The organism is Streptomyces sp. NBC_01217 (assembly GCF_035994185.1).
In the GTDB taxonomy this organism is placed as follows: Bacteria; Actinomycetota; Actinomycetes; order Streptomycetales; family Streptomycetaceae; genus Streptomyces.
This window is the reverse complement of record NZ_CP108538.1, coordinates 2,161,310-2,185,051: the sequence shown is the minus strand read 5'-3', so window position 1 is coordinate 2,185,051 and position 23,742 is coordinate 2,161,310. Positions and strand designations below refer to the sequence as shown.

Here is a 23,742-nt window from a genome sequence, read left to right as displayed (position 1 = left end):
CATGGCGGTACTCACCGCACCACGGAAGGAGACGCGGGAGCACACCGCGGGCCGGCCCCCGGCCCGCAAGCGGGCGACCCGGGTCCCGCCCGTCGTCCTGGCATTCGTCCTGGTGCCGCTGCTCGCCGAGGCGTTCTGGGTGTTCTGGCCGGCGCTCCAGGGCTTCTACCTCTCGTTCACCAAGTGGGACGGGGTCTCCGCCCCGGAGTTCGTCGGACTGGCCAACTTCCGTGAGATGTTCGGCGACGCCGTCTTTCGGACCGCCGCCCTGGACACCGTCATCTGGCTGCTGCTCTTCGGGGGCCTCTCGGCGGCCCTCGGCCTCGGCGCGGCGCTCCTGCTCCAGCAGGAGCGCCGGGGCGTCGGCTTCTACCGGGCCGCGCTCTTCCTGCCCGTGGTGTTCTCGCTCGTCGCCACCGCGCTGGTGTGGCAGGCGATGTACCAGCCGGACGGGCTGATCAACAAGACCCTCGAAGCGGTCGGGCTCTCCGGCCTCACCCACGCCTGGCTCGCCGACCAGGACACCGCCCTGTACGCCGTGATCGTGCCCGCGCTGTGGCGCCAGATCGGCTATGTGATGGTGCTGTACCTGGCCGGACTCAAGGGCATCGACCCGGTGCTCTACGAGGCGGCGAAGATGGACGGCGCCACCCGCCTGCAGCAGTTCCGCCACATCACCCTGCCGCAGCTCAGCAGCGTCAACGCCGTCGTCCTGTCGGTGATCGTCATCGACTCGCTGCGCTCCTTCGACGTCGTGTGGGCGCTCACCCGCGGCGGCCCGTACCACTCCTCCGAACTCCTCAGCACCTACATGTACTCCACCGCCTTCCAGTCGCTGCGACTGGGCTACGGCTCCGCCCTCGCGGTCGTGATCTTCGTACTCGCCTTCGGCGTGATCGCGTCCTACCTCGTCCGCGCCTTCCGGGAGGCCGACGCATGACCGCCACCCACACCCCGGCCCCGCGCACGGACCCGCAGGACACCGCCCCGGCCGTGCCGCGCGAACGACGCCGGATCTGGGGCACCGCCGGATTCCACATCGGCGCCGGACTGCTCTCCGCGCTGTGGCTGCTGCCCATCGCACTGGTCCTGGTCACCAGCGTCCGGTCCTTCGACGACGTCGCCGCCCACGGAGTCGGCAGCCTGCCGCACTCCTTCACCCTGGACGGCTTCCGCCAGGCCTGGGTCGACGGCGGACAGCAGCGCGCCCTGATCAACAGCCTCCTGGTCACCGTACCGACGGTGCTCCTGTCGCTGCTGCTCGCCTCGACGGCAGCCTTCGCGCTCAGCCGCTACGACGTACCGCTGCGCCGCACCCTCCTGCTGCTGATGCTCGGCGGGAACCTGCTGCCCCCGCAGATCCTGCTGGTCCCCGTCTCCAGACTCAGCGAACTGCTGGGCCTGTACGACTCGCTGTACGCCCTCATCGGCGTCCAGGTCGGCTTCGGCATCGGCTTCTACGTCTTCGTGCTGCACGGCTTCATGCGGTCCATCCCGCCGGAGATCCAGCAGGCCGCGGTCATCGACGGCGCCGGACCCTGGCAGATCTACACCCGGATCATCCTGCCGCTCGCCAAACCGGCCATGGCCGCGCTCAGCGCCCTGTCGTTCACCTGGATCTTCAACGATCTGCTGTGGGCCATCACCGTGCTGCGCACCGACAGCCAGATGCCCATCACCGCCTCGCTCATCGGACTCCAGGGCCAGTACGTCTCCATGTGGAACGTCATCGCGGCCGGCTCCGTCATCGCCGCGGCCCCGACCGTCGTCGTATTCCTCAAATTCCAGCGCCACTTCGTGGCCGGACTCAATCTGGGAGCAGTGAAGTGAGCCCGCACGACCGGTGGCTGTTGCGCACCGAGAACACCACCTACGCGGTACGGATAGCGGGCGGGGGCCGCTGGGCCGAACTCGTCGCCTGGGGCCCGCACGGCGTCGAGACGGGCGAGTCCCCCTTCGACCGGCCGCACCGCACCCACTTCATCACCCCCGCCGACGCCGCCCCCGCCGAGTACCTCCCGTACGGTCTGCGCCCCTTCACCGGCGCCGAACTCGTCGCCCGGCGCCCGGGGCAGGAACGCGGCACCTGGTGGACCTTCGACTCCGCCACCCGGGACGGCGACCGGGCGCTCCGCCTCGGCTTCACCGACGAGTTGCAAGGGCTGCGCGCGGTCCTCTGCTACGAGACCGTGCCCGGCACCGACGTGATCCTGCGCTGGACGGAGCTGAGCTGCACCGGCGATGAGGAACTGCGGCTGGAACGCATCGACTCCGCGGCCGTCACCGTCCCCGTCACGGACGGAGCCCGGCTCACCTACCTCACCGGCCAGTGGTCCCAGGAGTTCACCCGCACCCAGCTCGAACTCGCCCGCGGCCGCTTCGAGATGGCCTCCACGCAGGGCGTCCCCGGCCACGCGTACGCGCCCTGGCTCGCCGTCCAGGACGCCGCAGCCCCGGACGGGGGCGACACCCCGACGTACGGCGTCGCACTGGAGTGGTCCGGCAACTGGCACCTGACAGCCGACGCCGAACCCGGCGGCGCGGTACGGGTCGCGGCCGGACGGGTGCCCCACGAGGGCGCCGTCCGGCTCGCCCCCGGCACCACCCTCACCACCCCCCGCCTGGCCTGCGCGTTCAGCCCGGAGGGCCTGGACGGCCTGGCCCGGGTCTGGCACCGGTACGAACGCCGGCTCAGCGGCGGTCGGATGGACCGGACCCGCAAGGTCCTCTACAACTCCTGGGAGGCGACCGGCTTCGACGTCGACGCCGAAGGCCAGCTCCAACTCGCCCGGATCGCCGCTGACATGGGCGCCGAACTCTTCGTCGTCGACGACGGCTGGTTCACCGGACGGCACGACGAGACCGGCGGCCTGGGCGACTGGCACCCCGACCCGGCGAACTTCCCCGACGGCTTCGACCACTTCATCGACGAAGTCCGCGCCACCGGCATGGACTTCGGCCTCTGGGTCGAACCCGAGGCGATCAGCCCGGCGTCCCGGCTGTACGCCGAACACCCGGAGTGGGTCTACCGGATCGACGGCCGCCCCGCCACGCTGGTGCGCGAGCAACTGCTCCTCGACCTCGGCCGCGCGGACGTCCAGGACTTCGTCATCGCCACCCTCGACCGGCTCCTCGGCGACCACGCCGTCAGCTACCTCAAGTGGGACATGAACCGCCCGCCCACCGAGCGCGGCCGGCCGGGCGGCGGCCCCGTCGATGAACAGGACCTGGACGCCGCCCACGTCGCCGGATACCTGCGCGTGCTCGACCATCTGCGCGAGCACCACCCGCACGTCACCGTCGAGGGCTGCGCCGGGGGCGGCGGCCGCATCGAGCACGCCACCCTCGCCCGTACCGACGTGGTGTGGCCCAGCGACAACACCGCCCCGCTGGACCGCCTCGCCATCCAGTACGGCTATCTGCACGCACACGCCCCGCACACCATGAGCTCCTGGGTCACCGACTCGCCCGGCGTCTTCGACCCGCGACCCCGCTCCCTGGGCTTCCGCTTCGTCACCGCCATGGCCGGGGTCCTGGGCATCGGCGCCGACATCCGCACCTGGTCCACCGGACAGCGCACCGAAGCGGCCGCATGGGTGAGCCGCTACAAGGAGATCCGCGACCTCCTCCACCACGGCGAGGTCCGGCTGCTCGGCACCCCGGCCGATGCCACCTGCGGCATCCAGTACGAGGAGGAGGGCGGCGCACGCATCGCCGTCACCGCCTGGAACACCGGACGCCTGGACGGGGCGCCGCTCGTCCCCGGCCGCGCCGCCCGGCTGCGGCTGCGCGGGCTGGACCCGGCCGCCCGCTACACCGATCAGCAGACCAAGGCCGTCCACAGCGGCGCCCATCTGCTGCACTACGGGCTGCCGTTCATCTGGACCGCGCAGTACGACGCGGAACTCGTCGTACTGATAAGGCAGCAGCCACCTGCCTGACGCGCCGTCACTAGAGTCACCGACGAGCCGACAGGCCCACAACACGTAGGAACCCCGAGGAGTCGACCCGCCCCATGAACCAGCACCCCCGCTTCGCCGACAAGGTGGCCGTGGTCACCGGAGCCGCCTCGGGCATCGGCGCGGCCACCGCCGAACGGCTCGCCGCGGAGGGCGCCGCGGTGATCCTCGCGGACATCGCGGAAGGCCCCGGCGAGAGCGTCGCCGAGGGCATCCGCGCCCGGGGCGGCCGGGCCCTCTTCGTCCGTACGGACGTCTCCGACGAGGCCGACTGGCAGCGGGCCGTGGCCGCGGCGCACACCTTCGGACCCGTCGGCGTCCTGGTGAGCAACGCCTATACGGTCGACGTCACCCCCGCCCACGAGATGACCGTCGCCTCCTGGGAGCGCCAGCTCGCGGTGAACCTCACCGGAAGCTTCCTCGGCTTCCGGGCGGTCCTGCCCGACCTGCGCGAACACCGCGGCGCCGCGGTGCTGACCTCCTCGGTCCACGCCCACAAGGGCATCCCCGGACACCCCGCCTACGCGGCGTCCAAGGGCGCGCTGCTCTCCCTGTGCGGACAGCTCGCGGTGGAGTACGGACCCGAGGTGCGGGTCAACGCCGTACTGCCAGGACCCATCCTCACCGCGGCCTGGGACCGGGTCGCGGAGGAGGACCGCCGAAAGAGCGTCACCGAGACCGCCGCGGGCCGGTTCGGCACCCCGCAGGAAGCGGCGGCGGCCATCGCGTTCCTCGCCGCCGACGAAGCGTCCTACATCACCGGAACGAGCCTGGTCGTGGACGGCGGCTGGTCCGTCGTCAAGGCTTCGGCCTGAGCGCCGCCGTACCCATCGCACAGCAGAAAGGCACACAGACATGACGCCATACGCGCGCCGCGGAGTGCACGGCCAGACCGTGGAGACTCTTGCGCGCCGGGTCCTGAGCGGCGAGATCCCCGAAGGGGCGACACTCGACCTCGTGGCGCTCCAGGGCGAACTTGACGTCAGCCTGACCGCCCTGCGGGAGTCCCTGAAGGTCCTCGCGGCCAAGGGGATGGTCGACGCGCGCCAGAAGCGCGGCACCTTCGTAAGAGCCCGCTCCGACTGGAATCTGCTCGATGCGGACGTGCTGCGCTGGCAGTTCGCGGGCGGCCCCGGATCCGGCGCCGACCTGGCGCTGCTGCGCAACCTCGGCGAGGTCCGCGGCATCATCGAACCGGCCGCCGTCCGGCTGGCCGCCGAACGCCGCACCGACACCGACCTCGACGCACTCGAAGCGGCCCTCACCGCGATGGGCGAGCAGGAGGGCGGCGCGGCCCACGCGGTCGAGGCGGACCTCGCCTTCCACCGCGCGCTCCTCGCCGCCACCCACAACGAACTGCTGGAACGCATGGAGATGGTCATCGAGTCCGGCCTCGCGCACCGCGACGAGATCGTGCACAGCTCGCTGCACGGCGAGGACCCCGTGCCCAGCCACCGTGCCGTCCTGGACGCCGTGCGCGCACAGGACCCGGCCGCCGCCGAACGCGCCATGCGCGCCCTGCTCGACCAGGCCGTACGCGACCTCGACCGGGTCCACGGCACCGCGGCGGCCACCGACGAGGGGACCGGGAGCCGGTGAAGATCACTCGCATCGAGACCTTTCTCGTCCCGCCCCGCTGGCTGTTCTGCCGGATCGAGACCGACGAAGGAGTCGTCGGCTGGGGCGAACCCGTGGTCGAGGGCCGGGCCGAGGTGGTCCGGGCCGCCGTCGACGTCCTCGCCGAATATCTGATCGGACAGGACCCGCTGCGCATCCAGGACCACTGGCAGGTGCTCACCAAGGGAGGCTTCTACCGGGGCGGCCCGATACTCTCCAGCGCCGTCGCCGGAATCGACCAGGCCCTGTGGGACATCGCGGGAAAGACCTACGGCGCCCCCGTGCACGCACTGCTCGGCGGTCCCGTGCGCGACCTGGTCCGGGTCTACGCCTGGGTGGGCGGCGACGAACCCGCCAGTCTCGCCGAGGAGATCACCGCCCAGGTCGAGGCCGGCTTCACCGCTGTCAAGATGAACGCGGCGGGCCGCACCTCACCGCTGGCCACCCCCGCCGAGACCGCCGCCGTCGTCGAACGGGTGGCCGCCGCCCGCGAGGTGCTCGGTCCCGGCCGCGATGTCGCCATCGACATGCACGGAAGATTCGGTCCCGCCGGGGCCCGCCGGGTGCTGCACGCCATCGAGCCGCTGCACCCGCTGTTCGTGGAGGAACCCCTCCTGCCCGAGCAGGGGCATCTGCTGCCCGCCCTCGTCGGAGCCACCTCCGTCCCCATAGCCACTGGCGAACGGCTCTACGGACGCGCCGGGTTCCTGCCCGCCCTGACGGCCGGGATCGCGGTCGCCCAGCCGGACCTCTCGCACGCCGGGGGCATCTCCGAGGTCCACCGCATCGGCTCGCTCGCCGAGACCTACGGGGTGCAGCTCGCCCCGCACTGTCCGCTCGGCCCCATCGCCCTCGCGGCCAGCCTCCAGATCGCCTTCGCCACCCCGAACTTCCTCATCCAGGAGCAGAGCCGGGGCATTCACTACAACAAGGACGCCGATCTGCTCTCGTACGTCGTCGACACCGAACCGTTCCGCTTCGACGACGGACAGGCCCGGCGGACGGACCTGCCGGGGCTCGGCGTCACCGTCGACGAGAACGCCGTCCGAGCGGCCGACCGCGCCGGACACGCCTGGCGCAATCCGGTGTGGCGGCACGACGACGGCGCCTTCGCCGAGTGGTGAGCGCCGTGACCCCGCCGCGGATCGGGACCGACCCGGCGCACGGCGGACGGTGGACGTCCCTGCGGGCGGCCGGACGCGAATGGCTCTGGCACCGCGAGGAGCCGCGCCGCCCCGGCGTCCGTCCGGGCGACGCCTTCGCCGACGCCGGTGGACTGGAGGAGTGCGTACCGACGGTGCGCGGCACTCCCGACCACGGCGACGCCTGGGCCCGGCCCTGGCAACGGGCCGCCGACGGCACCGAGTCCGTCGACTGCCCCGACTTCGGACTCAGCCGTCTGATCCACGCCGACGGGGACGGGGTGGTGGTCGACTACCGGCTCACGGCGGACCCCGGCTACCGCTTCCTGTGGGCCGCCCACGCCCTGCTCGATCTCTCGGAGGAGGCCCGCATCGGGATCGGGGACGGCGCACCGACCCGCCTCTACCCGGACGGCGGCGCGCGGTGGACCCCCTGCTCCTGGCCCTCGCAGCCCGGCCGGGACGGCGGCCTCGACCGGCTCGGTCCGGACGACGGGACGGCCGTCGGCGCGATCGTCGACACCCCGCACGTGCACGTCCACGACGGTTCGGCCACCCTGCGCCTGGCCGTCGAGGCCGAGGGCCAGCCGGTGTCCGTCGCACTGTGGCGCAACCTCGGGGGCTTCCCCGAGCAGGAACCGTACCGCTCCGTCGGGGTCGAGCCGATGCTCGGCCGGGTCTTCGACCTGGCGGCCGCCGGGGACGGGGACGCCGCCCGCGTGCCGGACAGCGGCGAGGTCCGCTGGCGCCTCACCGTGACGGCACAGGCGGCGACGCGGACAGAGAGAGCAACAGCAGTACAGAAAGGAAAGGGAACCCGCACATGGATCTGCTGACCGCGCTGCGCACCCACCGGATCGTCGCCATCGTGCGCGGCGCCGACGCGGATGCCGCACTCAGGACCGTACTCACCCTCGCCGATGAGGGCCTTGCCCTCATCGAGGTCTCCCTCAGCGGAAAGGGCACGCTCGACGTCATCCGCCGGGCCCGCGCCGCCCTCGGCCCGGCCGCACCGCTCGGCGCGGGCACCGTCCTGACCGCCGAGGACGCGCGGGCGGTACGCGACGCGGGAGCCGACTTCGTCGTCACCCCGGCCGTCTGCGAGGGCGTCACCGAGGCGAAGCGCCTCGGGCTGCCCGTGCTGGCCGGAGTGATGACCCCGGCCGACGTCGTCGCGGCGCAGCGCCTCGGCGCCGACGCGTACAAGATCTTCCCCGCCGAACAGGCCGGAGGCCCCGGCTATCTGAAGGCGCTGCGCGGGCCGTTCCCGGACGCGCCGTTCGTGCCGGTCGGGGGAGTGGACGCCGAACTGGCCCGTAGCTATCTCGCCCGGGGCGCGGTCGCCGTGGGCGTCGGCTCCCCGCTGGTCGGCGACGCGGCCGACGGAGGCAGCCCCGACGCGCTGCGCGAACGCACCCGCGCCTTCCTCGATGCCGTACGCCTTCCCGCGGACGCCGGGCGATGAGCGCCGGCGCACCGGCCGTCCAGTGGCAGGACCGGCTCGGGCTCGGCGAGGGGATCCGCGCGGTCGGCGGCCGCGTCGTCCTCGTCGACATCCTCACCGGACGGCTGCTGAGCGGCCCCGCCGACCGCACGGCCCCGCTGACCGAACTGGCCCGGCTCACCGAGCCGTTGGGCGCGGTCGCCCCCGTCCACGGGCGCCCCGGCCACTGGATCGCGGCCGCCGGGACCGGTATCTGCCTGATCGGCCCGGACGGACGTCCCGAGTGGCTCGACCGCCCCGAGGACGGGGCTGCCACGCCGATGCGGATGAACGACGCCACCGCCGATCCACTCGGCCGGTTCTGGGCGGGCAGCATGGCGTACGACGCAGAGGAGGGCGCGGGCTCCCTCTACCGGGTCGGCCACGACGGCACGGTGATCCGGGTGCTGGACGGCCTCACCGTGCCCAACGGCCCGGCGTTCGGGGCGGACGGCACCGTGATGTACCTCGCCGACAGCGCGAAGGGCGTCATCCGCCGCTACCCGGTCGACCCGGACAGCGGGCTGCCGGGCGCGCCGGACACCTTCGCCGTGCTCGACCGGGGCAGCCCGGACGGCATGACGGTCGACGCCGAGGGCGCCCTGTGGACCGCGGTCTGGGGCACCGGCACCGTCCGCCGCTACCGCGCCGACGGCACCCTGGACCGGCAGATCCGGCTCCCCGCGGTGCAGCCCGCCGGGCTGTGCCTCGACGGGGACACCCTGTACGTCACCAGCGCCCGGCACGGCCTCGCCGCACCCGGACCGCTGGACGGCGCGGTCTTCGCCGTGCGGGTCGGGGTTCCGGGCCTGCCCACCGCCCCCTACCGGCCGGAGAGTTCCGCATGACCGCGGCATCCCGTCCGGGGACGCGATGGCCCGCCCGGCCCCCGGTGACCTGCATCGGGGAGACCATGGCCGCGCTGGTCCCGGAACCCGCGGCCCCGCTGGACGGCGCCGGTCTGCTCGGGGTACGGATCGCGGGCGCCGAATCCAATGTGGCGATGTACCTCGCCGACCACGCTGTGCCCGCCCGCTGGGTCTCCGCCCTCGGCGACGACCCGTTCGGCCGCCGGATCCGTACCGAAGTGGCCGCGTCCGGCGTCGACATCAGCGGTGTGCGCACCGATCCGCACCGCCCGACCGGACTCCTCGTCAAGGACCCCGGCACCGACGGCACCCGGGTGCACTACTACCGCCGCGGCTCCGCAGCCTCGGCCCTGACCCCGGAGCTGCTGGACGACGACGCCGTGCGCACCGCCGGGCTCATCCACCTCAGCGGCATCACCCCGGCGCTCTCCGATGGCTGCCGGGACCTGGTCACCGCGCTGCTGGAACCCCCGGCCGACGAACGCCCCTGCCCCGTCAGCTTCGACGTCAACCACCGGCCCGCCCTGTGGACGGACGGCACGGCGGCCGCCGTACTGTTCGACCTCGCCCGGCGGGCGGACATCGTCTTCGTCGGCCTCGACGAGGCGCAGACCCTGTGGGGGGACGGACTGGTTGACGCGGCCGCCGTGCGGGAGCTGCTGCCCCGGCCGCGCATCCTCGTCGTCAAGGACGGCGGGCGGGCCGCCACCGCCTTCGACGGCGCCGAGGTCCACACCGTGGCCGCGCCCGGGGTCGAGGTCGTCGAACCGGTGGGCGCCGGCGACGCGTTCGCGGCCGGGTTCCTGGCCGGACTGCTGCGCGGCGAGGACACCGTAAGGGCGCTGCGGCTCGGGCATATCACCGCGGGCGCCGCGCTGCGCGTCACCGGTGACCACGGGCCGCTGCCGGACCGTGCCCGGATCGCCGGACTGCTGGACGCGGCGCCGCAGGAATGGGCGCGAGGACGGTGACCCGGCCACGGGCGGGGAGCCGCCATGTTTCGGACTCTTTACAAGCGTCGGTGGAGCGATCTTTAATGGGGCGCACGGCGCGGCCGGTACCGGGCAGTCCGTCAGGATCCCGGTCCCCACCCGCAAATCGCCGTGGCACAGCTTCTTCGTCCGGCAGTCGGCGGTCCCTTCCCGGGGCCCGGCCGACGTCGGCCGGGCCGACGGGCCCACCTCCTCCATCCATTGACTTCAGGCCTCACTCCTGACGTCTGACAACGTTGTCATCTCCTCTCTAGTCGTCCCTTTTCCTCAGCCAGGAGGCCGGAGTGCCGGAACAACCCGCTGACACACCTCTGGACAGCGACGTCAGGACAGCAGTGGACACCGCCGGAGCGCAGGCAGCCGACACCGCGGGCCCGGCAGGCGTCCCCCCGGTCTCCAGGCGCCGGTTCCTGGCCGCCAACACCACGCTGCTGGCCGCCTTCGGCATCAGTGCCGCGCTGCCCGCCTCCATGGCCGCGGCCGAAAGCAGGGGCGGTCCGGGCGGGGCGGTGGTCGAACTCGCGGCCGCCCGCCCGGTCAAGGTCTCCTCCACCGCGTACGCGGCCACCGTGCCGGAGTTCGCCGTCGACGGGCTCGCCGTCCCGGGCGTCCGGGGGACCGGCTGGCGGGCCGGGCCCGGTGACCCGCAGTGGATCGCCGTGGACCTCCAGGCCCGGTGCACCGTGGAGTCGGTGGAGCTGGTCTTCGAGGCCGAGATCTCCGACCCGCCCTTCGTCCCCGGCACGGGCGGCAACCCCCGCGACGGCACGACCGGCAAGGAGATCCTGTCCAGCTGCGCGGTCGCGTTCACCCTGGAGGTGTCCGAGGACGAGCGGAACTGGACCACCGTGCACCGCGCCACCGACGGCCGCGGCGGCGCCATGACCATCGCGCTCGACAAGCCGGCCACCGGCCGGTGGGTGCGGCTGACCGTGGCCGAGCGCTCCAACGAGAACCCGCTCGGCCTCAACGGCCTGCGGATCCACGGCCGTGCCTCGGCCGGGCGCCCGGCCGCCGAGAGCTGGACCGACTGGTCCATGCCCCGCACCCCCGCGCCCGCCCTGGTGGTCGCGGCCGACGGCACCGTCCCGCTCGAATCCGGCTGGGCGCTGACCATGGACGACTTCGCACCGGCCGACGACGGCGCGGTGGTCTCCGGCTCCGGGGTGGACATCGCCGACTGGCTCCCGGCCACCGTCCCCGGCACGGTCCTGGCCTCCCTGGTCGAGCAGGGACATCTGCCCGACCCGGTGACCGGTCTCAACAACCTCAAGGTCCCCGAGGCGCTGTCCCGGCACTCCTGGTGGTACCGGCGGGAGTTCGGGCTGCCGCACGGCCTCGACACCGGCCGCGGCCGCCGGATCCGGCTGGAGTTCGACGGAATCAACCACGCGGCGGAGATCTGGCTCAACGGCACCCGGGTCGGCGCGATGAGCCACCCCTTCGCCCGGGAGTCCTTCGACATCACCGACGCGCTGCATGACGACGGCAGGAAGAACAACGTACTGGCCGTACGGATCAGCCCCATGCCCCTGCCGGGCAGCCCCGCGGACAAGGGCCCCGGCGGCGAGTCCTGGCTGGACGCGGGCGCCACCATGATGATGCGCAACGGGCCGACCTATCTCTCCGTCTCCGGCTGGGACTGGATGCCGCCGGTGCGCGACCGGGCCGCCGGTATCTGGAACCACGTACGGCTGCGCTCCACCGGCGGCGCCGTCCTGGAAGATCCGCAGATCACCACCACACTGCCGGACCTGCCCGCGCTTGACGTCGCCGAGGTCACCCTCACCGTCCCGGTCCGCAACACCGGCTCCGAGGCGCGGCGGATCACCGTGCGCGCCGCGTTCGGCGATGTGCGTGTCGCCAAGTCGGTGACCGTACCGGCCGGGGAGTTTGCCGATGTCGTCCTGGCGCCGAAGGAGTTCCCCGCCCTGCGCGTGCGGCGGCCGAAGCTCTGGTGGCCCAACGGCTACGGCAGCCCCGATCTGTACGACCTCACGCTGAAGGCCGAGACCGGCGGAGCGGCGACCGACCGACGCGAACTGCGCTTCGGCATCAGGGAGTTCGGCTACGTCTACGGCATGCCGGTCGACTTCGTCGCCGGGCACGGCAGCCAGAGCGTGGAGTTCGAGGCGCGGCAGGCCCGCTACGTGCGGCTCGTCGGGACGAAGCGGGCGACCGACTGGGGCATCTCCCTGTGGTCGCTCTCGGTGTACGGCGACGCCGCTCCGGACAAGGACCTGGCCCGGGGAGCGACCGCAGATGCCTCCTCGTCGGACGGCACCGGACCCGCCTCCAACGTGGTGGACGGGGACCGCACGACCCGCTGGTCCTCCGCGTTCGCCGACGGGGAGTGGATCCAGGTCGACCTCGGCTCGGCCGTCTCCGTGAACCGGCTGGTGCTCGACTGGGAGACCGCCTACGCGAAGAAATTCCTCGTACAGGTCTCGCCGGACGGACAGGAGTGGACCGAGGCCAAGAGCGTCGAACAGCCGCCGGTCCGGCAGCTGCAGATCTCGGTCAACGGCACCCGGGTGTTCTGCCGCGGCGGCAACTGGGGCTATGACGAGCTGCTGCGCCGCGCCCTGGACGGCCGGACCGAGGACACCGTACGGATGCACCGTGACATGAACTTCACGATGATCCGCAACTGGGTGGGCAGCAGCAACCGCGAGGAGTTCTTCGCGGCCTGCGACGAGAACGGCCTGCTGGTCTGGAACGACTTCTGGAACGGCTGGTCCATGAACCCGCCGGACCACGCGGAGTACCTGCGCAACGCGCTGGACACCGTCCGCGCCTACCGCCACCACCCCAGCATCGTGGTGTGGTGCGGTTCCAACGAGGGCACCCCGCCCGCCGACATCGACACCGGCGTACGGGAACTGGTGACCGCCGAAGCACCGGGCATCCTCTACATGGGCAGCTCCGCCGACGGCGTCGTCAAGGGACGCGGACCGTACAACTGGGTCGACCCCACCTCGTACTTCAACACCGGGGACTTCGGCTTCCACACCGAGATCGGGATGCCCGTCCTGCCCGTCGAGGAGTCGATGAAGAACCTCGTCGGCGACGAACCGGCCTGGCCCATCGGCGATGTGTGGGGCGCCCACGACTGGGCGCGCAAGGGCAATCAGCAGCCGCAGAGCTACCAGGCGGCGATCGAGGAGCGCCTGGGCGCGGCGACGGGCCTGGCGGACTTCACCCGCAAGGCACAGCTGATCAACTACGAGAACGGCCGGGCGATGTTCGAGGCGTGGAACACCCGCCTCTGGGACAACGCCTCCGGGCTGCTGCTGTGGATGTCGCACCCGGCCTGGCACAGCACCGTCTGGCAGACCTACGACTACGACCTGGACGTCAACGGCTTCTACCACGGCGTCCGCAAGGGCACCGAGCCCGTGCACGTACAGGTGAACCCGGTCGACTGGCGTACCGGCGCGGTCAACCACACCACCCGCGCCATCAAGGGGGCGACCGTCACCGCGACCCTGTACGACCTGCGGGGACAGCGCCTGGGCGAGCCGACGCGCAGCGCCGTGGACCTCGCCCCGTCGGCCGCCGCGACCGGTGACGTGGTGGGCTGGAGCGACTCGCTGCCCGCGCTGCACCTGCTGCGCCTGGAACTCGTGGACGCGCACGGCACCGTACTGTCGCGCAACACCTACTGGCGCTACCGTGCCCCGGCAGATCTGGGCGCGCTGAACAAGCTGGCCGACACCCGGGTCACGGTGCGTTCGGTGTCGGACGTCTCCGGTCACGGCAGGGGTCCGGGCGGAAAGGTGAAGGCGGTCGTGCGCAACGACGGCGCCACCGTCGCCGCCATGGTGCGGCTCTCGCTGCGCGACCGGCGCACCGCCCGGCGCGTGCTGCCGGCCTGCTTCAGCGACAACTATCTGTGGCTGCTGCCCGGCGAGCAGCGCGAGATAGAGGCCGACTGGAGCCACGACACCGAGGGCCGGGCCCGTCCCAGGCTCGTGGTGGAGGGATACAACGTGTCGCGCTCGGTCACCGGGTAGCGACCGCCCGCCGGTTCACGGGCAGGTCAGGCTGCCCGTGAACCGGCTCGAACGCAGAGGGCTCAGCCCGCCGCGGCGGGCTCGGGCTGCGCGGCGGCGGGGACGGGCACCGGGGCGCCGGCCACCGGGCGCTCGCGCAGCGACAGCAGCACCCGCACGACCGCGATCCACACCAGGCACGAGCCGAACATGTGCAGGCCGACGAGGACCTCCGGGGTGTCCGTGAAGTACTGGACATAACCGATCACGCCCTGCCCCAGCAGCACCAAAAAGAGATCACGGGCGCGGTGGAGCGGGCCCGCGGGCGCGTCCACGGCCCTGAGGACGAACCAGAGAGCCACGGTCAGCGCCACCACGGCCCAGGCCAGATCGGCGTGCAGCTGCGTGATCATCTTCCAGTCGATCGGGATGCGGTGGACGTCGCTGGAGTCACCCGCGTGCCGTCCGGCGCCCGTGACGACCGTGCCGACCGCGATCAGCAGCCCGGCCGCGACCACGAGCAGCCAGGTCAGCTGGGACACCGCCCTGCCCACCAGCGGGCGGGGCGCCCCGTCGCCCTCGCGGGTGCGCTGCCAGGTCAGCATCGCGACGGTGAGCAGCGCCGTGGAGAGCAGGAAGTGCGCGGCGACGGTGTACGGGTTGAGGCCGACCAGCACCACGATGCCGCCGAGCACCGCGTTGCCCATGACCACCCAGAACTGCGCCCAGCCGAGCCGGGTGAGGCTGCGCCGCCAGGGCTTCGCGGACCGGGCGGCGATGATCGCCCACCCGACGGCCGCGCACAGTACGTACGTCAGCATCCGGTTGCCGAACTCGATGGCGCCGTGGAAGCCCATCGCGCTGGTCGCCGTCAGGGACTCGTCGGTGCACTTGGGCCAGGTCGGGCAGCCGAGGCCGGAGCCGGTCAGCCGCACCGCGCCGCCGGTCACGACGATGAGCACGGCCATGACGACGGCCGACATGGCCGCACGGCGGACCGTGCGGGGGGAGGGATTCCATCGCCCGGCGATGAAGAGGAGCGGGTTCCGCGCGGCTTGAGCGACTTCGGCTCGGGTCAGCTTGGGCACGCGCACCATCGTAGGCGGCGGCTTGTGCAAGCTTTCACGAGGGGGACGAGTTACCCCGAACCGTCGGCGGAGCGCGCCCGACGGCTCACTCCCAGCGGAAGAACCTCGCCGCCGCGCCCAGCCCGAGCACCGCCCACACCGTGAGGATGCCGAGGTCGCCCCACGGCATCGACGCGCCGTGCTGGAGCACGTCCCGCAGCCCGTCCGACAGGGCCGCGATCGGCAGCAGCCCCAGCACCGACTGCACCGCGTCCGGGAACTTCTCCAGCGGCACGATGACCCCGCCGCCGACCAGCAGCAGCAGGAAGACCAGATTGGCAGCGGCGAGCGTCGCCTCCGCCTTCAGCGTCCCGGCCATCAGCAGCCCGAGCCCGGAGAAGGCCGCGGTGCCGAGCACGAGCAGGACCAGGACGGCGAACGGGTTGCCGTCCGGCGACCAGCCCAGCGCGAACGCGATCACAGTGAGGAGCACCACCTGCAGCACCTCGGTGACCAGCACGGCGAGCGTCTTGGCGGCCATCAGCGCCCAGCGGGGCAGCGGTGAGGCACCGAGCCGCTTGAGCACCCCGTACCGCCGCTCGAAGCCGGTGGAGATGGCCTGGCCGGTGAAGGCCGTCGACATCACGGCGAGCGCGAGAACGCCGGGCGTCAGGAAGTCGACGGATTCACCCGCGCCCGTGTCCACGATGTCGACCGCGCTGAACAGCACCAGCAGCAGCGTCGGGATGATCACGGTCAGCAGCAGCTGCTCGCCGTTGCGCAGCAGCATCCGCGTCTCCAGCGCGGCCTGCGCGGTGATCATGCGGGACAGCGGGGCGGCGCCCGCCTGCGGGGTGTACGTACCGGCGCTCATGCGCGCAGCTCCTTGCCGGTCAGTTCCAGGAAGACGTCCTCCAGGGTGTGGCGCTCCACGGAGATGCCGGACGGCATCACTCCGTGCTGCGCGCACCAGGAGGTGACGGTGGCCAGCAGCTGCGGGTCGACATCACCGGTGATGCGGTACGTGCCCGAGGTGAGTTCGGCCGCCTGAGTGCCGTCGGGCAGCGCCTTCAGGAGGGAGCCGAGGTCGAGGCCGGGGCGGCCGGTGAAGCGCAGGGTGTTCTCGGCCCCGCCGCGGCAGAGCGCCTCGGGGCTGCCCTGGGCGATGACCCGGCCCGCGTCGATGACGGCGACGTCGTCGGCGAGCTCCTCGGCCTCGTCCATGAAGTGTGTGGTGAGGACGACCGATACGCCGTCGGAGCGCAGCTCCCGCAGGAGATCCCAGGTGGAGCGGCGGGCCTGCGGGTCGAGGCCGGCGGTCGGTTCGTCCAGGAAGACCAGTTCGGGGCGGCCGACGACGGCCATCGCCAGGGCGAGCCGCTGCTGCTGGCCGCCGGAGAGCCGACGGTAGGTGGTGCGACCGCAGCCGCCCAGGCCCAGGCGTTCGATCAGGGCGTCGACGTCCAGAGGGTGGGCGTGGAGCTTCGCCATGTGGCGGAGCATCTCGTCGGCGCGTGCCCCGGAGTAGACGCCACCCGACTGGAGCATCACGCCGATCCGGGGGCGGAGCTTCGCGGCGTCGGTGACCGGGTCGAGGCCGAGGACGCGGACCGTCCCGTCATCCGGGCGGCGGTAGCCCTCGCAGGTTTCTATGGTGGTGGTCTTTCCGGCGCCGTTGGGGCCGAGGACGGCGGTGACCGCGCCGGTGCGGACGCACAGGTCGAGGCCGTCCACAGCGGTCTTGGTCCCGTACCGCTTCACCAGGTTTCTGACCTGTACGACGGACTCGCTCTTCATGGCCGGTAAGTCTAGGCAAGGGCGGAAAGAAGCCGTGTCCCGGGGCCGAATTAGGTAACCCTAAGTGATGAACGGCACCGTAGATCGTTCCGGACCGTGGTTGTCAGGGCCGGATGAATTACGCAACAATGGCGTTGTGAAAAACGTTGGCGAGGCTCCGCAGGAGGAACTCGCGACCGGGGAGCGCTCGACGCGCAACCGGGTCGTGCGCTCCATCCTGGACCACGGCCCGTCCACGGTCGCCGAGCTGGCGAAGCGCCTCGGCCTCACCCAGGCCGCGGTCCGCCGCCATCTCGACGCCCTCGTGTCCGACGGCGTCGTCGAGGCCCGTGAGCAGCGGGTGTACGGGGCGCGGACCCGTGGCCGCCCGGCCAAGGCGTTCGTCCTCACCGACTGCGGGCGCGACGCCTTCGACCAGTCCTACGACAAGCTCGCCGCGGACGCCCTGCGCTGGATCGCCGAGACCTCGGGCGACGAGGCGGTCGTCGCTTTCGCCCGGGCCAGGATCGCGGCCCAGTACGAGGCCTACCGCGCGGCGATCGAGGCCGCGGACCCCGAGGAGCGCGCCGAGGTGCTGGCCAAGGCCTTGTCCGCCGACGGGTACGCTGCTACGGCGCGTAGCGCGCCCGGCCCGCAGCAGGGCGAGCAGTTGTGCCAGCACCACTGCCCGGTCGCCCATGTCGCCGAGCAGTATCCGCAGCTGTGCGAGGCGGAGACGGAGTTCTTCTCCAGCCTCCTCGGGACGCACGTCCAGCGTCTGGCCACCATCGCCCACGGCGACGGCGTGTGCACGACGTACATCCCGCGCAGCGGCCACTCAGCACCACAGACCACCAATTCAGCATCTGCAAGCACGGCCGGGAGGAACCCCGCATGACGCTCCCCACGGAGACTGCCCACCCTGAGCTCGAGGGTCTGGGTACGTACGAATTCGGCTGGGCCGACTCCGACGCGGCAGGCGCGGCGGCCAAGCGCGGGCTCTCCGAGGATGTCGTCCGCGACATCTCGGCGAAGAAGAACGAGCCCGAGTGGATGCTGAAGCTACGTCTCAAGGGCCTCAGGCTCTTCGACAAGAAGCCCATGCCGAACTGGGGCTCCGATCTGTCGGGCATCGACTTCGACAACATCAAGTACTTCGTGCGGTCCACGGAGAAGCAGGCCGAGTCCTGGGAGGACCTGCCCGAGGACATCAAGAACACCTACGACAAGCTCGGTATCCCGGAGGCGGAGAAGCAGCGCCTGGTCGCCGGTGTCGCCGCGCAGTACGAGTCGGAGGTCGTCTACCACCAGATCCGTGAGGATCTGGAGGAGCAGGGCGTCATCTTCCTCGACACCGACACCGCGCTGAAGGAGCACCCGGAGCTCTTCAAGGAGTACTTCGGCACCGTCATCCCGGTCGGCGACAACAAGTTCGCCTCGCTGAACTCGGCCGTGTGGTCCGGCGGCTCGTTCATCTACGTGCCCAAGGGTGTCCGCGTCGACATCCCGCTGCAGGCCTACTTCCGTATCAACACGGAGAACATGGGCCAGTTCGAGCGGACGCTGATCATCGTCGACGAGGACGCCTACGTCCACTACGTCGAGGGCTGCACCGCGCCGATCTACTCCTCCGACTCGCTGCACTCCGCGGTGGTCGAGATCATCGTGAAGAAGGGCGGCCGCTGCCGCTACACGACGATCCAGAACTGGTCGAACAACGTCTACAACCTGGTCACCAAGCGCGCCGTGGCCTACGAGGGCGCGACCATGGAGTGGGTCGACGGCAACATCGGCTCCAAGGTCACCATGAAGTACCCGGCCGTCTACCTGATGGGCGAGCACGCCAAGGGCGAGACCCTGTCCATCGCCTTCGCGGGCGAGGGCCAGCACCAGGACGCCGGCGCGAAGATGGTCCACATGGCGCCGAACACCTCCTCCAACATCGTCTCCAAGTCGGTGGCCCGGGGCGGCGGCCGCACCTCCTACCGCGGTCTGATCGAGATCGGCGAGGGCGCGCCGGGCGCGAAGTCCAACGTGCTCTGTGACGCGCTGCTGGTCGACACGATCTCGCGCTCCGACACCTACCCCTACGTCGACGTCCGCGAGGACGACGTGTCGATGGGCCACGAGGCGACCGTCTCCAAGGTCTCCGAGGACCAGCTCTTCTACCTGATGAGCCGCGGTCTGACGGAGTTCGAGGCGATGGCGATGATCGTGCGCGGCTTTGTCGAGCCGATCGCGAAGGAGCTGCCGATGGAGTACGCCCTTGAGCTCAACCGGCTGATCGAGCTGCAGATGGAGGGCTCGGTCGGCTAACAGGGCTGGCACAGCCTGACGACCGAATCCCCCGACTTTTGACAGAGAAAGCGAGCACTACGACAGCCATGGCTGAGGCTCAGAACTCCCCCACTCTCGGCTCCGCTCGAGCGGGGGGGCCCCCTCCGGCGGGGTCCACCACCACCGGATCCATCGCGGTGGCCGCCGAGTCGACCGTCGCCACGCGCATGAGCGCGCCCCCGTCCTTCGACGTCGCGGACTTCCCGGTCCCGCGCGGTCGCGAGGAGGAATGGCGGTTCACCCCGCTGGAGCGGCTGCGCGGGCTGCACGACGGCACGGCCGTCGCCACCGGCGGCGCCGTGAAGGTCGCGATCGAGGCCCCCGAGGGCGTCACGGTCGAGACCGTCGGCCGCGACGACGCCCGGCTCGGCAAGGCCGGCACCCCGGTGGACCGCGTCGCCGCCCAGGCGTACTCCTCCTTCGAGCAGGCGTCCGTCGTCACGGTCGCCAAGGAGGCCGTGCTCACCGAGCCGATCCGCATCGCGGTGCACGGCGAGGGCGGCGTGGCCTACGGCCACCAGGTCGTCGAACTGGGTGCCTTCGCCGAGGCCGTCGTCGTCATCGACCACACCGGTGACGCGGTGCTCGCCGCCAACGTGGACTACGTCCTCGGCGACGGCGCGAAGCTCACCGTCGTCTCCGTGCAGGACTGGGACGAGTCCGCGGTCCACGTCGGCCAGCACAACGCGCTGGTCGGGCGGGACGCCTCGTTCAAGTCGATCGTCGTCACCTTCGGCGGTGACCTCGTCCGTCTCCACCCGCGCGTCAGCTACGCGGGCCCCGGCGGCGAGGCCGAGCTCTTCGGCCTGTACTTCACCGACAGGGGCCAGCACCAGGAGCACCGCCTCCTGGTCGACCACAACACCCCGCACTGCAAGTCCAACGCCGCATACAAGGGCGCGCTCCAGGGCGAGGGCGCACACGCGGTGTGGATCGGCGACGTCCTCATCCAGGCCAGGGCCGAGGGCACCGACACCTACGAGATGAACCGCAACCTCGTCCTCACGGACGGTGCGCGGGTCGACTCCGTGCCGAACCTGGAGATCGAGACCGGTGAGATCGTCGGCGCCGGCCACGCCTCCGCGACCGGCCGCTTCGACGACGAGCAGCTCTTCTACCTGATGTCCCGCGGCATCCCGGCCGAGGAGGCCCGCCGGCTCGTCGTGCGCGGCTTCTTCGCCGAGCTCGTCCAGCAGATCGGTCTGCCCGACGTCGAGGCACGGCTGCTCGACAAGATCGAGACCGAGCTGAAGGCTTCCGTCTGATGGCCTTCGTCAAAGTCTGTGCGCTGAGTGAGCTGGAGGACGACACCCCGAAGCGGGTGGAGCTCGACGGCATCCCGGTGTCCGTCGTCCGCACCGAGGGCGAGGTGTTCGCGATCAACGACATCTGCTCGCACGCGAACGTCTCACTGTCCGAGGGAGAGGTCGAGGACTGCATGATCGAGTGCTGGCTGCACGGCTCCAGCTTCGACCTGCGCACCGGCAAGCCGTCCGGCCTTCCCGCGACGCGCCCCGTCCCCGTATACCCCGTCAAGATCGAAGGGGACGATGTGCTCGTCTCCGTCACCCAGGAGTCCTGAGTCACCCATGGCAACGCTTGAAATCCGCGACCTGCACGTCTCCGTCGAGGCCGACAACGCCACTAAGGAGATCCTCAAGGGCGTCGACCTGATCGTGAAGCAGGGCGAGACCCACGCCATCATGGGCCCCAACGGGTCCGGCAAGTCCACCCTCGCGTACTCCCTCGCGGGTCACCCCAAGTACACGATCACCAGCGGCTCGGTGACCCTGGACGGCGAGGACGTCCTGGAGATGACCGTCGACGAGCGCGCCCGCGCCGGTCTGTTCCTCGCGATGCAGTACCCGGTCGAGATCCCCGGTGTCTCGGTCTCCAACTTCCTGCGTACCTCCGCCACCGCCGTGCGCGGCGAGGCGCCCAAGCTGCGTACCTGGGTGAAGGAGGTCAAGGAGACGATGGGCCGGCTCCAGATGGACCCGGCGTTCGCCGAGCGCAATGTCAACGAGGGCTTCTCCGGCGGTGAGAAGAAGCGTCACGAGATCCTTCAGCTGGAGCTCCTCAAGCCCAAGGTCGCGATCCTCGACGAGACGGACTCCGGTCTGGACGTCGACGCCCTGCGCATCGTCTCCGAGGGCGTCAACCGGGTCCGCGAGACCGGCGAGGTCGGCACCCTGCTGATCACGCACTACACGCGGATCCTCCGCTACATCAAGCCCGACTTCGTGCACGTCTTCGCCAACGGCCGCATTGCCGAGTCCGGCGGCGCCGAGCTCGCCGACAAGCTGGAGAACGAGGGCTACGAGGCATATGTGAAGGGTGGCCCCGTGAGCGGAGCGAACTCAAAGGAGGAAGTCGCGTGACACAGCTGCCGGGCCTCCTCGACACCGAGGCGATCCGCAAGGACTTCCCCCTGCTGGATCGTACGGTCCACGACGGAAAGAAGATCGTTTACCTGGACAGTGCGGCGACCTCGCAGAAGCCGCGCCAGGTGCTCGACGCACTCAACGAGTACTACGAGCGGCACAACGCCAATGTGCACCGCGGTGTGTACACGATTGCGGAGGAGGCCACGGCGCTGTACGAGGGCGCCCGTGACAAGATCGCCGCGTTCATCAACGCGCCCAGCCGCAACGAGGTGATCTTCACCAAGAACGCCTCCGAGTCGCTCAACCTCGTGGCCAACATGCTCGGCTGGGCCGATGAGCCCTACCGGGTCGACCACGACACCGAGATCGTCACCACGGAGATGGAGCACCACTCCAACATCGTGCCGTGGCAGCTGCTCTCGCAGCGCACCGGCGCGAAGCTGAAGTGGTTCGGCATCACCGACGACGGCCGCCTCGACCTGTCCAACATCGACGAGATCATCACGGAGAAGACGAAGATCGTCTCCTTCACCCTGGTCTCCAACATCATGGGCACGATCAACCCGGTCGAGAAGATCATCCGCCGTGCCCAGCAGGTCGGCGCGCTGGTCTGCATCGACGCCTCGCAGGCCGCCCCGCACATGGTGCTCGACGTGCAGGCGCTGCAGGCAGACTTCGTGGCCTTCACCGGCCACAAGATGGTCGGCCCGACCGGCATCGGCGTGCTCTGGGGCCGACAGGAGCTCCTGGAGGACCTGCCGCCGTTCCTCGGTGGCGGCGAGATGATCGAGACCGTGTCGATGCACTCGTCGACGTACGCCCCCGCGCCGCACAAGTTCGAGGCCGGTACGCCCCCGATCGCCCAGGCCGTCGGCCTCGGCGCGGCCGTGGACTACCTCTCGGCGATCGGCATGGAGAACATCTACCGGCACGAGCACGCGATCACCGAGTACGCGGTGAAGCGGCTCCTGGAGGTCCCGGACCTCAGGATCATCGGTCCTGCGACGGCCGAGGACCGCGGCGCCACGATCTCCTTCACGCTCGGCGACATCCACCCCCACGACGTGGGCCAGGTACTCGACGAGCAGGGCATAGCGGTCCGGGTCGGACACCACTGCGCACGGCCGGTCTGCCTGCGGTACGGAATTCCTGCGACGACGCGAGCGTCGTTCTATCTGTACTCCACGCCCGCCGAGGTCGACGCCCTGGTGGACGGTCTGGAACACGTACGGAACTTTTTCGGTTAATAGGCACAGCGGCTGAGGGTTGACTGGTGAAGCTTGATTCCATGTACCAGGAAGTGATCCTGGACCACTACAAGCACCCCCACGGGCGCGGCCTGCGGGACGGCGACGCCGAGGTGCACCACGTCAACCCGACGTGCGGCGACGAGATCACTCTCCGGGTCAGGTACGACGGCGAGACCATCGCCGATGTGTCGTACGAAGGTCAGGGCTGCTCCATCAGCCAGGCCAGCGCATCCGTGCTGAACGATCTGTTGGTCGGCAAGGAGCTGGGCGAGGCGCAGAAGATCCAGGAGACCTTCCTGGAGCTGATGCAGTCGAAGGGCCAGCTGGAGCCGGACGACGCGATGGAGGAGGTGCTGGAGGACGCGGTCGCGTTCGCCGGTGTCTCGAAGTACCCGGCCCGGGTCAAGTGCGCGCTGCTGAGCTGGATGGCGTGGAAGGACGCGACGGCGAAAGCGCTGTCCGAAGGGAAGACGGCATGAGCGAGAACGAGACCCTGAGCAAGCCGGCCTCCGAGGAGGAGGTCCGCGAGGCCCTGTACGACGTCGTCGACCCCGAGCTGGGCATCGACGTCGTCAATCTGGGGCTGATCTACGGCATCCACATCGATGACGCCAACATCGCCACCCTCGACATGACCCTGACGTCCGCGGCCTGCCCGCTGACCGATGTCATCGAGGACCAGGCGAAGTCCGCGACCGACGGCATCGTCAGCGAGCTGCGGATCAACTGGGTCTGGATGCCGCCGTGGGGCCCGGACAAGATCACGGACGACGGCCGCGAGCAGCTGCGCGCGCTGGGCTTCAACGTCTGAGACCGGCCGGCGGAATTCATCGCACCGTGTGACGGCCCCCGGTTCCTGCCGGGGGCC

At 71.0% G+C, this 23,742-nt stretch carries 22 protein-coding genes; 19 read left to right on the top strand and 3 right to left on the bottom strand.

Annotated features, from left to right (window positions below; translation table 11 throughout):
• Position 1: 1 nt before the first annotated feature.
• The 11 genes from OG507_RS09500 to OG507_RS09450 all read left to right on the top strand — a co-directional run bounded on the left by OG507_RS09500 (position 2) and on the right by OG507_RS09450 (position 14,078).
• Positions 2–940: a carbohydrate ABC transporter permease gene (locus OG507_RS09500; protein WP_327366715.1), complete on the top strand. Its 939-nt coding sequence runs from the start codon at positions 2–4 to the stop codon at positions 938–940.
• The gene (locus tag OG507_RS09495) at positions 937–1,830 is read left to right on the top strand and encodes a carbohydrate ABC transporter permease (protein ID WP_327366714.1); all 894 of its coding nucleotides are present in this window, start codon (positions 937–939) and stop codon (positions 1,828–1,830) included. Before OG507_RS09500 ends, OG507_RS09495 begins: the two co-directional genes overlap by 4 nt.
• The gene (locus tag OG507_RS09490; protein ID WP_327366713.1) at positions 1,827–3,941 is read left to right on the top strand and encodes an alpha-galactosidase; all 2,115 of its coding nucleotides are present in this window, start codon (positions 1,827–1,829) and stop codon (positions 3,939–3,941) included. Before OG507_RS09495 ends, OG507_RS09490 begins: the two co-directional genes overlap by 4 nt.
• A 74-nt stretch (positions 3,942–4,015) precedes the next feature.
• Complete coding sequence (locus OG507_RS09485) at positions 4,016–4,774, top strand: SDR family NAD(P)-dependent oxidoreductase (RefSeq protein WP_327366712.1); 759 nt, start codon at positions 4,016–4,018, stop codon at positions 4,772–4,774.
• 40 nt (positions 4,775–4,814) lie between these two features.
• Positions 4,815–5,558: a FadR/GntR family transcriptional regulator gene (locus OG507_RS09480; protein ID WP_327366711.1), complete on the top strand. Its 744-nt coding sequence runs from the start codon at positions 4,815–4,817 to the stop codon at positions 5,556–5,558.
• On the top strand, positions 5,555–6,700 hold the full coding sequence (gene dgoD / locus OG507_RS09475) for a galactonate dehydratase (protein WP_327366710.1): 1,146 nt from the start codon (positions 5,555–5,557) through the stop codon (positions 6,698–6,700). Before OG507_RS09480 ends, dgoD begins: the two co-directional genes overlap by 4 nt.
• Positions 6,701–6,705: 5 nt before the next feature.
• Positions 6,706–7,554 (top strand): hypothetical protein, encoded by an 849-nt coding sequence (locus OG507_RS09470; RefSeq protein WP_327366709.1) that lies wholly within the window; start codon positions 6,706–6,708, stop codon positions 7,552–7,554.
• Positions 7,542–8,183, top strand: a complete 642-nt coding sequence (locus tag OG507_RS09465; RefSeq protein WP_327366708.1) for a bifunctional 4-hydroxy-2-oxoglutarate aldolase/2-dehydro-3-deoxy-phosphogluconate aldolase — start codon at positions 7,542–7,544, stop codon at positions 8,181–8,183. Before OG507_RS09470 ends, OG507_RS09465 begins: the two co-directional genes overlap by 13 nt.
• On the top strand, positions 8,180–9,049 hold the full coding sequence (locus tag OG507_RS09460; RefSeq protein ID WP_327366707.1) for an SMP-30/gluconolactonase/LRE family protein: 870 nt from the start codon (positions 8,180–8,182) through the stop codon (positions 9,047–9,049). Before OG507_RS09465 ends, OG507_RS09460 begins: the two co-directional genes overlap by 4 nt.
• Positions 9,046–10,041 (top strand): sugar kinase, encoded by a 996-nt coding sequence (locus OG507_RS09455; RefSeq protein ID WP_327366706.1) that lies wholly within the window; start codon positions 9,046–9,048, stop codon positions 10,039–10,041. Before OG507_RS09460 ends, OG507_RS09455 begins: the two co-directional genes overlap by 4 nt.
• Before the next feature lie 356 nt (positions 10,042–10,397).
• Positions 10,398–14,078, top strand: a complete 3,681-nt coding sequence (locus tag OG507_RS09450; RefSeq protein WP_442811094.1) for a discoidin domain-containing protein — start codon at positions 10,398–10,400, stop codon at positions 14,076–14,078.
• 62 nt (positions 14,079–14,140) lie between these two features.
• Here the strand turns inward: OG507_RS09450 and OG507_RS09445 are convergent, their stop codons facing one another.
• The 3 genes from OG507_RS09445 to OG507_RS09435 form a co-directional block, all read right to left on the bottom strand.
• Complete coding sequence (locus tag OG507_RS09445) at positions 14,141–15,154, bottom strand: COX15/CtaA family protein (RefSeq protein ID WP_327366704.1); 1,014 nt, start codon at positions 15,152–15,154, stop codon at positions 14,141–14,143.
• Between the two features lie 76 nt (positions 15,155–15,230).
• Complete coding sequence (locus tag OG507_RS09440; protein WP_327366703.1) at positions 15,231–15,998, bottom strand: ABC transporter permease; 768 nt, start codon at positions 15,996–15,998, stop codon at positions 15,231–15,233.
• Entirely contained in the window at positions 15,995–16,921 is a 927-nt protein-coding gene (locus OG507_RS09435; RefSeq protein ID WP_327366702.1) for an ABC transporter ATP-binding protein, read from the bottom strand. Before OG507_RS09435 ends, OG507_RS09440 begins: the two co-directional genes overlap by 4 nt.
• Before the next feature lie 136 nt (positions 16,922–17,057).
• Between OG507_RS09435 and OG507_RS09430 the strand changes: the two genes are divergently transcribed.
• From OG507_RS09430 to OG507_RS09395, 8 genes are all read left to right on the top strand, one after another.
• Complete coding sequence (locus OG507_RS09430) at positions 17,058–17,798, top strand: helix-turn-helix transcriptional regulator (RefSeq protein WP_327366701.1); 741 nt, start codon at positions 17,058–17,060, stop codon at positions 17,796–17,798.
• A complete protein-coding gene (sufB, locus tag OG507_RS09425) occupies positions 17,795–19,216 on the top strand; it encodes a Fe-S cluster assembly protein SufB (RefSeq protein ID WP_093899511.1) in 1,422 nt (473 codons plus the stop codon). The genes OG507_RS09430 and sufB overlap by 4 nt, the downstream gene beginning before the upstream one ends.
• 68 nt (positions 19,217–19,284) lie before the next feature.
• On the top strand, positions 19,285–20,502 hold the full coding sequence (gene sufD, locus OG507_RS09420) for a Fe-S cluster assembly protein SufD (protein ID WP_327366700.1): 1,218 nt from the start codon (positions 19,285–19,287) through the stop codon (positions 20,500–20,502).
• A complete protein-coding gene (locus OG507_RS09415) occupies positions 20,502–20,819 on the top strand; it encodes a bifunctional 3-phenylpropionate/cinnamic acid dioxygenase ferredoxin subunit (RefSeq protein ID WP_327366699.1) in 318 nt (105 codons plus the stop codon). The genes sufD and OG507_RS09415 overlap by 1 nt, the downstream gene beginning before the upstream one ends.
• Positions 20,820–20,826: 7 nt before the next feature.
• Complete coding sequence (gene sufC / locus OG507_RS09410; RefSeq protein ID WP_327366698.1) at positions 20,827–21,618, top strand: Fe-S cluster assembly ATPase SufC; 792 nt, start codon at positions 20,827–20,829, stop codon at positions 21,616–21,618.
• Positions 21,615–22,871 carry a cysteine desulfurase gene (locus OG507_RS09405; RefSeq protein WP_327366697.1) on the top strand — a complete coding sequence of 419 codons (1,257 nt, stop codon included), beginning with the start codon at positions 21,615–21,617 and terminating at the stop codon, positions 22,869–22,871. Before sufC ends, OG507_RS09405 begins: the two co-directional genes overlap by 4 nt.
• A 26-nt stretch (positions 22,872–22,897) precedes the next feature.
• Positions 22,898–23,353, top strand: coding sequence for a Fe-S cluster assembly sulfur transfer protein SufU (sufU, locus tag OG507_RS09400; RefSeq protein WP_327366696.1), 456 nt, complete (start codon positions 22,898–22,900; stop codon positions 23,351–23,353).
• A complete protein-coding gene (locus OG507_RS09395; RefSeq protein ID WP_327366695.1) occupies positions 23,350–23,685 on the top strand; it encodes a metal-sulfur cluster assembly factor in 336 nt (111 codons plus the stop codon). Before sufU ends, OG507_RS09395 begins: the two co-directional genes overlap by 4 nt.
• Positions 23,686–23,742 lie beyond the last annotated feature (57 nt).